Origin of the sequence: Luteimonas marina (assembly GCF_007859325.1) — a bacterium.
GTDB lineage: Bacteria > Pseudomonadota > Gammaproteobacteria > Xanthomonadales > Xanthomonadaceae > Luteimonas > Luteimonas marina.
Genome location: NZ_VOHK01000007.1, coordinates 1 through 14442, shown reverse-complemented (window position 1 = coordinate 14442; position 14442 = coordinate 1). Strand labels below are relative to the sequence as shown.

Here is a 14442-nt window from a genome sequence, read left to right as displayed (position 1 = left end):
GTGCCGGTCCGCAAGGACGAACAGGCATTCCCGGAACAGAGATCCAGGCCCTGCCATGCCTCCAGTCGCACCGACACCCGCCCGTCCCCTGATCGTCCGCTGCGGCGCGTTCGGCGACATGGTGATGCTGACCACGCTGATGCGGGTGGTGTCCGCGCGCTACGCCAGTCCGGTGGACGTGGTCGGTTCCGGCGGCTGGACGCCGCCGCTGATGGCGCGCGAACCCACGCTCGGCCACCTGCAGATGGTGACCAGCCGCAAGACGCCCTACCTGCTGTGCCCGAGCCAGTGGCGCCTGGTGCGCTGGCTGCGCGGCCGCGGGCGCGGCCCGGTCTACCTCGGCGACATCGACCCGGACATGCGCGCGCTGCTGGCGCGTGGCGGCGTGCATCCCGACGACATCGTCGCGCGCGATCCCGCGGGCGAGAACGCACCGGTGTTGTGGCCCGACCGCTGGCTCGCGCTCGGGCAACGCGATCCGGCGCATCGCTACCCCACGGTCGAGGTCGAGGTTTCCGGCCTGCGCTACCCGCGCCTCGTCGTCGGCGACGGCGACCGCGCGGACCTGGCCGCGTGGCTGGAAGCGGCCGGCCTGCACGGGCCCCTCGTGCTGCTGCAGCCGGGCAACAAGCGCACCCACAAGCGCGGCAAGCTGATGACCGCCGACCATCCGAAGCACTGGGATGCCGGCAACTGGGCCGCGGTGGCGCAAGCAGCCCTCGCCGACATGCCCGACGCGAGGGTGGTGCTGTGCGGCTCGCCGCCCGAGCATCCGCTGCTCGAGGACATCCGCGCCGCCGCAGGCGGTCACCCGCAGGTGTTCAACGGCGCCAATGACCTGCCGATCCCGCGCCTGCTCGCGCTCATCGAACGCGCGCACAGCATGGTGTCGGTCGACACCGGCCCCGCGCACGCCGCGGCTGCGCTCGGCTGTCCGCTGCTGGTGATGTTCGGTGCCGCGCCGCCGTCGAAATGGCGGCCGATCGGACCCGGGCGGATCGTGGTGCTCGGCGGCGACAACGGTGCCGACAGCCGCGTCTCGGACATCGCCGTCGACGCCACCGTCGACGCATGGCGGTCGCTGTCCCGCGGCAACGGCGACGGATCGCCGCCGTCCTGACGGTCACCGCCACCCTGCCCGCCGCAGGCTGTCCCCGAGCCTCCATGCGCGCAGCAACCAGCCGCGCCTGCGGCACGCGGCCAGCACGCCTGCGACGCCCCGCGGGAACATCGCCGCAAGTTCCCCGCGGCAGGCCGCATCGAGTTCCGGGTCGCGGGAGGCCCGCGACTTGCGCGCGATCCAGGCGAAGGTCCGCAGGCAGAAGTAGTCGAGCGAGAACCGCGCGCGTTCGTCGAGGCCGCCGGGCAGCGCCAGGAGACCGGCGCGCAGGTCGCGGTTCGCACGCAGCAGGTCAAGCAGTTTCCGCGGCGACTGGCTGGCCATGATGCTGCCGGCCCGCTGGCGGTATCCCACCCAGGGCTCGGGCACGTGGATCCAGCTTCGCACGCCTTCAAGCAGGGCGGGCACCACCGCCACATCCTCGAAGTAACGCCCCTGGGGGAATGCCGCCCGCTGCCAGGCCTCGCGCTTGGCCACCTTCGACCAGACATGCAGTTGCCGCTTCGACAACAGCCCTGCCACCAGCACGTTGCGGTCGTGCAGCACGCGCAGCGACGGTCCGTCGAAGGTGTGGGCATGCCGTTCGCCGCGCAACCGGTGCTTGAGCCCGAAGTCGTCCCGGACGTACCGGAAATCGCACAGCACGAGGTCGGGGGAACCGGCATCGACCACGTCGCGCAGCCGGCGCAGGCTGCCCGGGAGCAGCAGGTCGTCCGAATCGACGAACCACACGTACGTCCCGCGCGCCGCCTGCAGCAGGCTGTTGCGCGCCGCGGAGATGCCGCGGTTGCGGTCATGCGCGATCGCGCGCACGACCGTCGGCGCATCCCCGCGCAGCGCTTCGGCGATCGCGGCGCTGCCGTCGGTGGATGCGTCGTCGAGCAGGACGACTTCCATCCCGGCCTCGCCCTGGGCCAGCACCGAACGCACGCAGGCCTCGAGATACCGCTCCACGTCGTGGAACGGCACCAGCACGCTCAACCAGGGCGCTGCCTGCGGCATGGACGGAACAGGACCTCGACGGAGCGGGCGGAAAGTCTAGCGGTTCGCCCCGACGGAACCGACACCGGCATCGTCACCGGCCGCATCCGGGACGCCCCCGCGCCGTGCCAGCTCGCAGGCCCGGCGCAGGCGCCACGCACGCATGTGCCAACCGCGCGAATGGCACGCCGTGATCGTCGACGCAGGCCCGGCCGGGAACATGTCGTCGAAGGCATCCGAAATGACGTCCCGCCCGTCGCCTTGCCTGCGGTCCGCGTTCTTCGGGATCCTGCCGGAGATCCGCGCCAGCGAGCGCAGGCAGTAGTAGTCAAGTGCGAATTTCGCCTCGGCATCCAGCCCCGGAATACCCGACATGCCACTCTTGAGGTCGCGCAGGGAGGCCACCGCATCGTGCAGCCGCAACGCCCCGGGCGAGCAACCCCACGCGCTTTCACCATGCCGCCGGTAGCCGACCCACGGCTTGCGCACGTGCAGGAAGGTCCGCGTGGCGGCCACCAGCGCCGGCATCACCGCCACGTCCTGCATCAGGCGCCTGCCTGTCGGGAAGCACGCCTCCAGCCATACCCGGCGACGGCCGACCTTCGCCCACGCCTGCAGGCAGCGCGAGCGCATCAGTCCCGCGACCAGTCGCGAACGATCCGACTCGACCCGATTCGATCCACCGTCGAAACCGGCGCAATGCCCCTCGCCGCGGATCCGGTGCTTGAGGCCGGACCGTTCCCGCAACACGCTGAAATCGCACAGCACCAGGTCCGGTGACGATTCATCCACGATGCGCCGCAACCCGTCGATGGCGCCCGGCAGCAGGACATCGTCCGCATCCAGGTGCCACACGTACCGGCCCGACGCATGCGTGAGCAGGGTGTTGCGCGCGCCCGAGAGCCCGGCGTTGCGCGCGTGCCGGAGCAGGCGCAGGCGGCCCGGATGCGCCTCGCACAGGGCGGCGGCGATCTCCGCCGATCCGTCCGGCGAGGCATCGTCAAGCAGCAGGACCTCGACGCCTTCCTGGCCCTGCGCGAGTACCGAGGCCACGCACGCGTCCAGATACTTCTCGGCGCGGTAGACCGGAATGAGGATGCTCAGCCAGGGGCGCTGTGGCCGTGAAAGCGGGCCGTCGGACATCGGGGGGGCGAGGTGCGGCGTCGCAGGCATCCTAGCGGCCGGACCTTAAGGGGGCGTATACGCACGAGAGCCGCGCCGCAGGTGATTCCTGCACCGGTTGGGCGCCCCGGCAGCAGGCCTCCCGGGCAAAGCCGGAGATCCCTCGGGCCCGGTGAACACGGCGGCAGCGCGCCGGGCGCGCGACCGGCGGCCGCCGTTCCAGCGCCATGCCGTGTCCGGTTGCCCGCTACGGCTCATCGGCCGTGCAGGCGCCTCTCCAAGGCCGCGTAGAAGAACCCGTCCATGCCCGCTTCCCCCGGCAGCCGCTGCCGCCCGTCGCCGGTGTCGCGGCCGAATGCCTCCGGCAGGGTCTCGGCCCGCGCGTCGGGCGTGCGCGCCAGGAACGCCGCCACCTGCGCCTGGTTCTCGGCGGCCAGGATCGAACAGGTGGCGTAGAGCAGCCGGCCGCCCGGCGCGAGCAGCGGCCACAGTGCGTCGAGCAGCCGCGCCTGCAGCACCGTCAGTGCGGCCAGGTCCGCGGCGCGCCGGTGCAGCAGCACGTCGGGCTGGCGGCGGACGATGCCGGTGGCCGAGCAGGGGGCGTCGAGCAGGATCGCGTCGAAGGGCTCGCCGTCCCACCACGCCGCGGTCTCGGTGGCATCGGCAGCCAGCAGGTGCGCGCTGGCGCCGACGCCGAGGCGGTCGAAGGTCTCGCGCACGCGCCGCAGGCGGCGTTGGTCGACGTCGAGCGCGGTCAGGCGCAGGGTCGGATCGCGTCCGAGCAGGTGCGCGGACTTGCCACCCGGCGCGGCGCAGGCGTCGAGGACGCGGCCGCCATGCGGCGGCGAGAGCGCGTCGGCGACGCGCTGCGCCGCGGCGTCCTGCACCGAGACGTCTCCGTCGCCGAACCCGGGCAGGACCAGCGGCGACACCGGCGCGTCGATGCGCAGCGCATCGGGCAGGTCGTCGCAGGCCTGCGATTCGATCCCGGCCTCGTGCAGTCGCAGCGCGTACTGCGCGGCGGAGGTGCGCGTGCGGTTGATCCGCAGCCAGGTCGGCGCGGCGACCGCGCTCGCGGCGAAGATCGCGTCGGCGTCCTGCGGCCAATCGGCGCGGACCCGGACGCGCAGCCACTCGGGCCATGCGTCCTGCGGGTCGGCGGCCGGCACGCCGTCGCGCTGCGCGCGACGCAGCAGCGCGTTGACCAGGCCGGCCTGGTGCATGCGACCGAGCGCGCGCGCGGCCTCGACGGTCGCCGACAGGGCGGCGTGCGCGGGCAGTTCGAGCGCGTCCAGCTGGGCGAAACCGGCCAGCAGCAGCGCGCGCAGTTCGCCATCCTTCACGCCCGGCGGCTTCTGCATCCACGCGCGCAGGGCCGCGTCGTAGCGCGCGCGCTGGCGCAGGGCGGAAAAGCAGATGGCTTCCAGCAGGGCGCGGTCGCGTGGATCGGCGATCTTCGGCAGCACGGCGGCGAGTTCGGCCTTCAGCGAACGCCCCTGCAGCACCGCCTGCAGCACCCTGGCGGCGGCCACGCGTACGGCGACGCCGGGCGGGTGAGTCATCGCCATGGCGTCAGGCAGGCATCCGGGTGCACCCGCTACACGTCATTGCGGCGAGCCCGTCGCTGGTCACGGTGTACCTCACAGTCGTCTCGGTGTGCTTCACGGTCGTCTCGGTGCGCGTCACGGTCGTCATCCCGGCGAAAGCCGGGATCCATCTTGATGTTGCCCTTGCCTCCACCTCGGGCGCGGCGCGAAGCAAAGGCAAAATGGATCCCGGCTTTCGCCGGGATGACGGGGCGGTGGCGGATGCGTGCATCACCTAGCCCGCGACCAGGTCGCGCCGCGCATTGAGGTAGTCGGCGGCGGTGATCACCTTGCCGCCGGCGCGCTGCAGCGCGCGGATACGCAGCGCGCCCTCGCCGCAGGCCACGTCGATGCCGGCCTTGCCCGCGAACAGCACGCGGCCCGGCGCGGCGCCGTGCGCCAGCGGCAGGGCGATCGCGCCGTGGATGCGCAGGCGCTCGCCGGCCAGCTCCGCTTCCGCCACCGGCCACGGATCGAAGGCGCGCACCTTGCGCGCCAGCACGTCGGCCGGCAGCGCCCAGTCCAGCCGCGCCTCGGCCTTCTCCAGCTTGTGCGCATAGGTCGCGCCATCGGCCGGCTGCGGCTGCGACGTCGGGCGCACGCCCGCGCGCAGCAGCGCCAGGCCGTCGGCCAGCACCTGCGCGCCGAGGTCGGCCAGGCGCGCATGCAACTGCCCGCCGGTCTCGTGCTCGCCGATCGGCGTGGCCTGCGACAGCAACACCGGGCCGGTGTCCAGACCCTGCTCCATCTGCATCAGGCAGACGCCGGTCTCGGCGTCGCCGGCCTCGATCGCGCGCTGGATCGGCGCTGCGCCGCGCCAGCGCGGCAGCAGCGAGGCATGCACGTTCCAGCAGCCGTGGGTCGGGATCTCCAGCACCTTCGGCGGCAGCAGCAGGCCATAGGCGACCACGACCATCAGGTCCGGCTGCAGCGCGCGCAGGGCCCTGCGCGACTCCACCGTGCGCAGCGTGTCCGGCTGCAGCACCGGCAGGCCGAGCTGCTGCGCGGCCTGCTTGACCGGCGACGCCGCCAGCCCGCGCCCGCGCCCGGCCGGCCGGTCGGGCTGGGTGTACACCGCGATCACCTCGCCGCGCGCCGCCGCCGCGCGCAGCGAGGGCACGGCGAAGTCGGGGGTTCCGGCGAAGACGATACGCATGGGGACGTGATTGGTGATTCGTGATTGGTGATTCGGAAAAGCCGGACTACGGCCGCTCCGCGGTCTCCGTACTGCGGTCGCCTCGGCGCCCCACCCGGAATCCGCTACGGCTGCCGCCGCCTTTGCTTCTTCGAATCACCAATCACCCATCACGAATCACGGCCTTTCCGCAGCTTCTCGAGCTTCTTGACCGCCCGATCGCGCTTGAGCGGCGACAGGTGGTCGATGAACAGCCGGCCGTCGAGGTGGTCGACCTCGTGCTGGACGCAGGTCGCCAGCAGGCCGTCGACGCGCAGTTCGAAGGGCTTGCCGTGGCGGTCGAGCGCCTCGACCACGATGCCGTCGGCGCGGGTCACGTCGGCGAACACGCCCGGGATCGACAGGCAGCCCTCCTGGTGCACGCGCAGCTCGGGCGAGCGCTCGCGGATCGTCGGGTTGATGAACACCAGCGGCTGCTCGCGCCCTTCCGTGACGTCGATGACCATGAACCGCTGGTGGGTGTCCACCTGGGTCGCCGCCAGGCCGATGCCCGGCGCCTCGTACATGGTCTCGAACATGTCGTCGAGCAGGCGATGGAAGGCCGGATCGTGGAAGCGGTCGGCCTCCACCGGGTCGGCGACGGTCCGCAGCCGGGGGTGGGGGTATTCGAGGATGGGGAGCAGGGCCATGGGCAAAAGGGTGGCAGCGGTCACAACCGCGCGGGACGGCCTGCCATTGTAGCGCCGCGCGGCTTGCAACCGGCCGCCACTTGTAGGCTATAGTGCCGCTGCTGCACGGGGAAATCTTCAAGGGGAGCAATTAGATGGCCCGCATGCTTGAGCGCCTTTCTCAGGGGCTTCGCACGACGTGCGTCGTCGCATTGATGACGGTGGCGACCTACGCCACCGCGCAGACGATGCGCGGCGACCATCCCGACACCTACGTCGTCAAGCGCGGCGACACGCTGTGGGACATCGCGGGCAGGTTCCTGCAGCGCCCCTGGCTGTGGCCGGAGATCTGGCAGGCGAATCCGCAGATCGCCAATCCGCACCTGATCTATCCGGGCGACGTGATCAGCCTCGCCTACCTCAACCGCGTGACCGTCGGCGAAGGCCCGCGCGAGGAGGCGCAGCCGATCAACGCGATCCCGCTGTCCGACGTCGAGGCCTTCCTCAAGGACCTGCGCGTGGTCGACGAGTTCGAGCACCTGCCCTACGTCGTCGGCCTCGAGGAGGACCGCCTGCGCACCACCCAGGGCCAGGTCGCCTACATCCGCCACCTGGAGGGCGCGACCGCCGGCCAGCGCTACGCCGTGGTGCGCCCGACCGTGCGCTATACGCACCTCGACCGCACCAGCATGTGCTGCGACCTGTTCCACAAGGACGACCTCGATTTCCGCGGCAAGCGCATCGCCGACTTCCAGCAGTACTGGACCAACGTGGTCACGCCCGACAAGGGCCAGGAACTGCTCGGCTACGAGCTGCAGCGCGTCAACGTCGGCACGATCACGCGCGGCGAGGTGGGCGGCATCCAGGCCAGCACCCTGCTGCTCGACGAAACCGGCCGCGAGGTCCGCATCGGCGACCGCCTGATCCCGATCGACGCCCAGCCCTACGACCTGCAGTTCTTCCCGCACGCGCCGGCGCAGCAGCTCGAGTACGGCCGCGCCCGCATCCTCGCCGTCGCCGACATGCTCAACCACGGCGGCCCGCGCGACGTGGTGGTGCTGTCGGTCGGCCGCCGCGAGGGCGTCGACAACGGCACGGTGTTCTCGATCTGGCGCGAAGGCACCAACACCGTCGACCGCGTCGAGAAGGGCCCCGACCGCGACGTCGACACCGTGTTCTACGAGAACAAGGTGCGCCTGCCCGACGAGTTCGCCGGCCACGTGATGGTGTTTCGTAGCTACGACAAGGTCAGCTACGGCCTGGTGATGAACAGCGTCAAGCCGACCCGCATCGGCTACCACCTCAAGCACCCCGACGCGCCGTACTGAGGGCGGGGTTTTCCTACGCTCCATGCCGACGGCGCCCGAGGGCGCCGTCGTCGTTTGCGGGGCACGCTGGCGGCATGACGCCCGACGACCGCGCCCTGCTGCGACTGCTCGACTGCGGCGGCGCCTCCGCGCCGCGACGCCGGCTGCTGGAACGCCACCCGTCGCCCGAAGCCGCGCTGGCCGCCGGCAAACCGGGTTGGCGCGAGGCCGGGCTGGACGAGGCGCAGGTCCGGGCGCTGGCCGGTGCTCCCGACGTCCCGGCGGGCACCCGCGACTGGTTCGCCCACGCCGGCCATCGCCTGATCGGCTGGCACGACCCCGACTATCCCGCCCTGCTGCGGCGCATCGCCAGCCCGCCGCTCGCGCTGTTCGTGGCCGGCGACGCCAACCTGCTCTGGCATCCGGCCGTCGCCGTCGTCGGCAGCCGCGCGCCCACCGCCGGCGGCCGCGACCACGCCCGCGACTTCGCCCACGCCCTGGCGCGCGCCGGCTTCGCGGTCTGCAGCGGCCTCGCCGCCGGCATCGACACCGCCGCACATGAGGCCACCCTGGCCGCGGGCGGGGCCACCGTGGCCGTGCTCGGCAGCGGCATCGACGTGCCCTACCCGCGCGCCAACGCCGGCCTGCACCGGCGCATCGCCGAGCGCGGCGCCGTGGTCAGCGAACATCCGCCCGGCGCGCAGGCGCGCCGCGAGCAGTTCCCGGCGCGCAACCGGATCATCGCCGGGCTGTCGCTGGGCACCCTGGTGGTGGAGGCGGCCGGGCGCTCCGGGGCCCTGATCACCGCCCGGCTGGCCGCCGAGGCCGGTCGCGAGGTGTTCGCCCTGCCCGGCTCGATCCACAACCCGCTGGCCCGCGGCTGCCACCGGCTGATCCGCGACGGCGCGGCGCTGGTCGAAACCGCCGGGGAGGTGGTCGACGCCCTGGCGCCGGTCGCGCACGGGCTGGCCGACGCCTTGCGCAGCCGCCTGCAGGCCCCCATCTCCGGGGTCGGGAGCGCCGCCGCGGCGCCCGCCGGGGCGCTTGCGCCGGACGATCCGGACTACCAGCGCTTGTGGTCGGCCCTCGGCCACGACCCAAGCCCTATGGATCGGCTGGTCGAGCGCACCGGATTGACGGCCGCGGAACTGTCGTCCATGCTGCTGGTCATGGAGCTGGATGGCCGCGTCGTGCTGGAGCACGGCCGGTATTCCCGAAAGTCCTGACACACCGCGCCCACGGGCGCAGGCCGGGGGAAATGAAAGAGAGCATCCTGGACGTCCTGCTCTACCTGTTCGAACACTACTTCACCGAAGACGCGGACCTCGTCCGCGACCGCGACTCCCTCCAGAACGGCCTGCTCCAGGCCGGCTTCAGCCCCGCGGAGATCAGCAAGGCCTTCGACTGGCTCGACGCCCTCGCCGAGCAGCGCCCGGTGGCGGGCGAATCCCGCGCCGACGGCCCCACCCGCGTCTACTTCGGCCCCGAACTGGACAAGCTCGACGTCGAATGCCGCGGCTTCCTGCTGTTCCTCGAACAGCACGGCATCCTCGACGCCGACCAGCGCGAACTGGTGCTCGACCGCGCGATGGCGCTCGACCAGGAGGAACTGGACCTGGACGACCTCAAGTGGGTGGTGCTGATGGTGCTGTTCAACCAGCCCGGCAGCGAGGCCGCCTACGCCTGGATGGAGACCCAGATGTTCGCCGACGAACCCGAGCCGGTGCACTAGGGACTGTTTGTCATTCCGAACGCAGTGAGGAATCTCGGAAAATCAGGGACGTAGATTTCTCGCTACGCTCGAAATGACAGACCGGCACCGACCAGAACCTGTCCGGGCCAGAGGCCCCTCCGCAACGGACCTGCACGCTTGAACCAGCCCCTCCCGGGCGGCGGACCGCCGCCGCTGCCGCCGAAATCCACGCCTTCCCCGCCGCCGAAACAGCGCATGCACGGCTGCCTGATCGCGCTGATCGTCGCCGCCTGCCTGGCGATCCCCGTGCTCGGCATCGTCGCCGCGGTCGCGCTCCCGGCCTACCAGGACTACGTCGCGCGCGCGAAGGTCGCCCAGGCCCTGGCGGAAGCCGCGCCGCTGAAGCTGCAGGTCGTCGATTTCATCGCCGCGCACGAGCGTTGCCCGGTCAACGGCGACGAGGGCTTCGACGACGCCGACCGCTATCGCGGCGCCACGCATGCGGCCATGGCCTTCGGCGAAACCGACGACGGCGTTTGCGCCATCGAAGTCACGCTGCAGGACGAGCGCAGCGAGGCGATCGACGGCCAGCGGCTGTGGCTCGAATATGATGTCGATGGCGGCACCTGGCACTGCAGCTCCGAGGCCGAGGATCGCTACCTGCCCGCGGACTGCCGCGGCTGATGCGCGCCGCCGGGGAGCGGCGCGCGGCAAAGGGAACCGTCATTCCGAAGCGGGGCAGATTCGCGTCAGGAGTTCACATTGCCGTCGTCCCTGCGAAAGCGGGGACCCAGTGTCTTTGAAGTTGTTGATTCACGCACTTGCCCCGGAAATTCCAACTGTCCGAGGCTCCAAGGGGGAGACCGATGCCCGAGTGGTACTACGCCGATGCCGCCAACGCCCGCCAGGGGCCGGTCGACGCCGCAGCGCTGGTGCGCCTGCGCCTGCAGGGCCAGCTGGGCTGGGAGACGCTGGTCTGGCGCGAGGGCATGGCCGACTGGCGGCCGATGCGCGATTTCGCCGCCGAACTCGCCCAGGCCGACGACCGCGGCCCGCTGCTCTCGACCGCCGACGGCAGCGTCGTCGACGCCGGCCATACCAGCGACCCGCCGCCCGCGTCCGCGGACCCCGCCTCGCCCTACGCGCCGCCCACCGCGGCGGTCTCTTCCGATGCCGCCGTGGTGCTCGGGGGCGAGATCGTCCACGCCGGCTTCTGGAAGCGCTTCGCGGCGATGGTGATCGACGGCTTCATCACCGCCGCCGCCTCGTGGGTGGTGCAGATCCCCCTGCTCATGCTGGCCGCCGGGGCCGGCATGATGGGCGGCGACATGCTGGCCAGCGGCGGGGCCATGGGCATCATCGTCCTGTCCTACGGCGTCGGCATCCTGATCCCGCTGTTCTACTTCGCCTGGATGCACTCCTCCGGCAGCCAGGCCTCGCTGGGCAAGCTGGCGGTCGGGATCAAGGTCACCCGGGGCTCGGGGGAGCGGATCAGCTTCTGGCGCGCCTTCGCGCGCTACGCCGCCTACTTCGCGACCGTCGTGTTCAGCTTCGGCATCGGCGGCCTGGTGTCCGCCTTCACGACGGGACTGGGCGAGCGCAGGCAGGCCCTGCACGACATGATCTGCGACACCCTGGTGGTCGACCGCTGGGCCTTCACCGACCGCCCCGACCTGCAGCGCCGGGAGCTGGGCGTGGTGACCTGGGTGGTCATCGTGATCGGCGGCGGCCTGCTGGGCCTGGGCCTGCTGGGAATCGTGGCCGCGATCGCAATTCCGGCCCTGACCCGCTGACCGGCGCCCGTCCGGCGGACGGGCGGTCGCTTGACACGGCCGGCCCGGCCGTGATTCCACTATAAATAGAGCGCCGGACCTGAACGGCGCGGATCGAGCGCCCGGGCCCTCCCGGGCGTCGTGTTCTTCGAACCCCCGAGCGGCGCGGCCCGATGCCGCGCCCGGAACCCCCTCCAGATGCCCAAGAACCTGCTCATCGTCGAGTCGCCGGCCAAGGCCAAGACGATCAACAAGTACCTCGGCAAGGACTTCCACGTCCTCGCCTCGTACGGCCACGTCCGCGACCTGGTGCCGAAGGAGGGGGCGGTCGATCCGGACAACGGCTTCCGGATGCGCTACGAGCTGATCGACAAGAACGAGAAGCACGTCGAAGCGATCGCGAAGGCGGCCAGGGCCGCGGACAACATCTACCTCGCCACCGACCCGGACCGCGAGGGCGAGGCGATCAGCTGGCACATCGCCGAGATCCTGAAGGAACGCGGCCTGCTCGAGGATCGCGAGCTGCAGCGCGTGGTGTTCACGGAGATCACGCCGCGGGCGATCCGCGAGGCGATGAACCACCCGCGCAGGATCGCCGACGAACTGGTCGACGCCCAGCAGGCGCGCCGCGCGCTCGACTACCTGGTCGGCTTCAACCTCTCGCCGGTGCTGTGGCGCAAGATCCAGGCCGGCCTGTCCGCCGGCCGCGTGCAGTCGCCGGCGCTGCGCATGATCGTCGAGCGCGAGGAGGAGATCGAGGCGTTCAGGGCGCGCGAGTACTGGACCATCGAGGCCGAGTGCACGCATCCCTCGCAGCCCTTCAGCGCCCGCCTGGCCAAGCTCGACGGGCAGAAGTTCGAGCAGTTCACCATCACCGACGGCGACTCCGCCGAGGCCGCGCGCGCGCGCATCGCCGCCGCCGCGCAGGGCGCGCTGCACGTCACCGACGTCGCCAGCAAGGAGCGCAAGCGCCGTCCGGCGCCGCCGTTCACCACCTCCACCCTGCAGCAGGAGGCCGCGCGCAAGCTCGGCTTCACCACGCGCCGGACCATGCAGGTGGCGCAGAAGCTGTACGAGGGCGTGAACATCGGCGACGAGGGCACCGTCGGCCTGATCTCGTACATGCGTACCGACTCGGTCAGCCTCTCGGCCGAGGCCCTGTCGGAAATCCGCGACGTGATCGCGCGCGACTTCGGCACCGCCTCGGTGCCGGACAAGCCCAACGTCTACCAAACCAAGTCCAAGAACGCGCAGGAAGCGCACGAGGCGGTGCGCCCGACCTCCGCGCTGCGCACGCCGGCCTCGGTCGCGCGCCACCTCAGCGACGACGAGCGCAGGCTCTACGAACTGGTGTGGAAGCGCGCCGTCGCCTCGCAGATGATCCCGGCCACGCTCAACACCGTCACCGTCGACCTCGCCGCCGGCGCCGAGCATTCCTTCCGCGCCTCCGGCACCACCGTGACCGTGCCCGGCTTCCTCGCCGTGTACGAGGAAGGCAAGGACAGCAAGGGCAAGGAGGACGAAGACGAGGGCCGCAAGCTGCCGGCGATGAAGCTCGGCGACCGCGTGCCGCTCGACCGCATCCACGCCGACCAGCACTTCACCCAGCCGCCGCCGCGCTTCACCGAAGCGGCGCTGGTCAAGGCGCTGGAGGAGTACGGCATCGGCCGCCCGTCCACCTACGCCTCGATCATCCAGACCCTGCTGTTCCGCAAGTACACCGAGATGGAAGGCCGCAGCTTCCGCCCGACCGACGTCGGCCGCGCGGTCTCGAAGTTCCTCAGCAACCACTTCCCGCGCTACGTCGACTACGACTTCACCGCCAACCTCGAGGACGAGCTCGATGCGGTGAGCCGCGGCGAGGAGGAATGGGTGCCGCTGATGGAGAAGTTCTGGGGTCCGTTCAAGGAACTGGTCGAGGACAAGAAGGAATCGCTGGACAAGACCGACGCCGGCAGCGTGCGCGTGCTCGGCGACGATCCCAAGAGCGGCCGCCAGGTCAGCGCGCGCATCGGCCGCTTCGGACCGCTGGTGCAGATCGGCACCGTCGAGGACGAGGAGAAGCCGAAATTCGCCTCGCTGCGCCCGGGCCAGAGCATCTACTCGATCACGCTGGACGAAGCGCTGGAGCTGTTCCTGCTGCCGCGCGTGCTGGGCGAGGACAAGGGCGAACAGGTCAGCGTCGGCATCGGCCGATTCGGACCCTTCGCCAAGCGCGGCAGCACCTATGCCTCGCTGAAGAAGGAGGACGATCCGTACAAGATCGACCTTGCGCACGCGGTGTTCCTGATCGAGGAGAAGGAAGAGATCGCGCGCAACCGGATCATCAAGGAATTCGCCGGCAGCGACATCCAGGTGCTCAACGGCCGCTTCGGGCCGTACATCAGCGACGGCAAGCTCAACGGCAAGATCCCGAAGGATCGTGAACCGGCGTCGCTGACGCTGGAGGACGTGACCAAGCTGCTGGAGGAGACCGGCAAGCCGGCGCGCCGCGGCTTCGGCGCGAAGAAGGCGGTCGCGAAGAAGGAAGCCGCGCCGAAGAAGGCGGCGGCGAAGAAGGCACCGGCAAAAAAGGCGGCGAAGAAGGCCGCCACGAAGAAGACGGCAACGAAGAAGGCGACGAAGAACACCGCGCGCCCGCTGTCGGCCGACCTCGAGCCGGCGAAGGCGCTGGTGACCGCGGCCAAGTTCGAGCCCGGCAAGAAGCGCGTGGTGAAGAAGGCCGACAGCGCGCCGTTCTAGGCCAGCCTCCAGGCGCAGGCTGTCATCCCGAGCGCAGCGAGCAACTGTCTTGATCAGGTGGCGGCGGCAGCCGCCATCTGATCGCGCATTTTGGCGTTCAGGATGACCAGCAGCTTGCGCATGGCCGCGACCAGAGCCACCTTGGCGACCTTGCCCTGCGCACGCAGGCGTTGGTAGAACGTGCGCATGTGCGGGTTGAAGCGCACAGCCACCAAGGCCCCCATGTACAGCGCCTGGCGCACACTCGCTCGACCTCCCCAGATGCTGCGGGTTCCACGCATCGAGCCACTGTCGCGGGCCAGCGGGGCCACGCCGA

Annotated in this window: 14 protein-coding genes; 8 read left to right on the top strand and 6 right to left on the bottom strand. The window is 71.1% G+C overall.

Translation table 11 applies throughout. The features are described 5' to 3' along the window. Nucleotides 1-55: 55 nt before the first annotated feature. Nucleotides 56-1120: a glycosyltransferase family 9 protein gene (locus tag FQY83_RS15270; RefSeq protein WP_158636533.1), complete on the top strand. Its 1065-nt coding sequence runs from the start codon at nucleotides 56-58 to the stop codon at nucleotides 1118-1120. Between the two features lie 3 nt (nucleotides 1121-1123). Here FQY83_RS15270 and FQY83_RS15265 read toward each other — a convergent pair whose 3' ends face one another. The 3 genes from FQY83_RS15265 to rsmB form a co-directional block, all read right to left on the bottom strand. Beyond that, nucleotides 1124-2122: a glycosyltransferase family 2 protein gene (locus FQY83_RS15265; protein WP_146388847.1), complete on the bottom strand. Its 999-nt coding sequence runs from the start codon at nucleotides 2120-2122 to the stop codon at nucleotides 1124-1126. Nucleotides 2123-2158: 36 nt separating this feature from the next. Then, nucleotides 2159-3244: a glycosyltransferase family 2 protein gene (locus tag FQY83_RS15260; RefSeq protein WP_158636532.1), complete on the bottom strand. Its 1086-nt coding sequence runs from the start codon at nucleotides 3242-3244 to the stop codon at nucleotides 2159-2161. 233 nt (nucleotides 3245-3477) lie between these two features. Then, the gene (gene rsmB / locus FQY83_RS15255) at nucleotides 3478-4791 is read right to left on the bottom strand and encodes a 16S rRNA (cytosine(967)-C(5))-methyltransferase RsmB (RefSeq protein ID WP_146388845.1); all 1314 of its coding nucleotides are present in this window, start codon (nucleotides 4789-4791) and stop codon (nucleotides 3478-3480) included. Between the two features lie 20 nt (nucleotides 4792-4811). On the opposite strand from rsmB, the gene FQY83_RS15250 reads away from it, so the two are divergent. Further along, a complete protein-coding gene (locus FQY83_RS15250; RefSeq protein WP_146388844.1) occupies nucleotides 4812-5048 on the top strand; it encodes a hypothetical protein in 237 nt (78 codons plus the stop codon). On the opposite strand, the gene fmt is transcribed toward FQY83_RS15250, so the two are convergent. Both fmt and def read right to left on the bottom strand, forming a co-directional pair. Further along, entirely contained in the window at nucleotides 5045-5965 is a 921-nt protein-coding gene (gene fmt / locus FQY83_RS15245) for a methionyl-tRNA formyltransferase (protein WP_146388843.1), read from the bottom strand. The two genes, FQY83_RS15250 and fmt, sit on opposite strands and share 4 nt — an antisense overlap. Before the next feature lie 149 nt (nucleotides 5966-6114). Next, nucleotides 6115-6633 (bottom strand): peptide deformylase, encoded by a 519-nt coding sequence (def, locus tag FQY83_RS15240; protein ID WP_146388842.1) that lies wholly within the window; start codon nucleotides 6631-6633, stop codon nucleotides 6115-6117. Between the two features lie 143 nt (nucleotides 6634-6776). Here def and FQY83_RS15235 point away from each other — a divergent pair, with 143 nt between their 5' ends. The 6 genes from FQY83_RS15235 (at nucleotide 6777) to FQY83_RS15210 (ending at nucleotide 14126) form a co-directional block, all read left to right on the top strand. Then, entirely contained in the window at nucleotides 6777-7940 is a 1164-nt protein-coding gene (locus FQY83_RS15235; protein WP_146388965.1) for a LysM peptidoglycan-binding domain-containing protein, read from the top strand. A gap of 74 nt (nucleotides 7941-8014) precedes the next feature. After that, nucleotides 8015-9145 (top strand): DNA-processing protein DprA, encoded by a 1131-nt coding sequence (dprA, locus tag FQY83_RS15230; protein WP_146388841.1) that lies wholly within the window; start codon nucleotides 8015-8017, stop codon nucleotides 9143-9145. A gap of 32 nt (nucleotides 9146-9177) precedes the next feature. After that, a complete protein-coding gene (locus tag FQY83_RS15225) occupies nucleotides 9178-9651 on the top strand; it encodes a DUF494 family protein (RefSeq protein WP_146388840.1) in 474 nt (157 codons plus the stop codon). Nucleotides 9652-9789: 138 nt separating this feature from the next. Further along, nucleotides 9790-10296 carry a pilin gene (locus tag FQY83_RS15220; protein WP_146388839.1) on the top strand — a complete coding sequence of 169 codons (507 nt, stop codon included), beginning with the start codon at nucleotides 9790-9792 and terminating at the stop codon, nucleotides 10294-10296. Nucleotides 10297-10478: 182 nt separating this feature from the next. Beyond that, complete coding sequence (locus FQY83_RS15215) at nucleotides 10479-11405, top strand: RDD family protein (protein WP_146388838.1); 927 nt, start codon at nucleotides 10479-10481, stop codon at nucleotides 11403-11405. Nucleotides 11406-11582: 177 nt separating this feature from the next. Beyond that, nucleotides 11583-14126 carry a DNA topoisomerase I gene (locus tag FQY83_RS15210; RefSeq protein WP_146388837.1) on the top strand — a complete coding sequence of 848 codons (2544 nt, stop codon included), beginning with the start codon at nucleotides 11583-11585 and terminating at the stop codon, nucleotides 14124-14126. Between the two features lie 53 nt (nucleotides 14127-14179). On the opposite strand, the gene FQY83_RS15205 is transcribed toward FQY83_RS15210, so the two are convergent. Next, nucleotides 14180-14442, bottom strand: a 263-nt coding sequence (locus tag FQY83_RS15205; RefSeq protein WP_146388578.1) for a transposase, incomplete at its 5' end; no start/stop codon positions are given.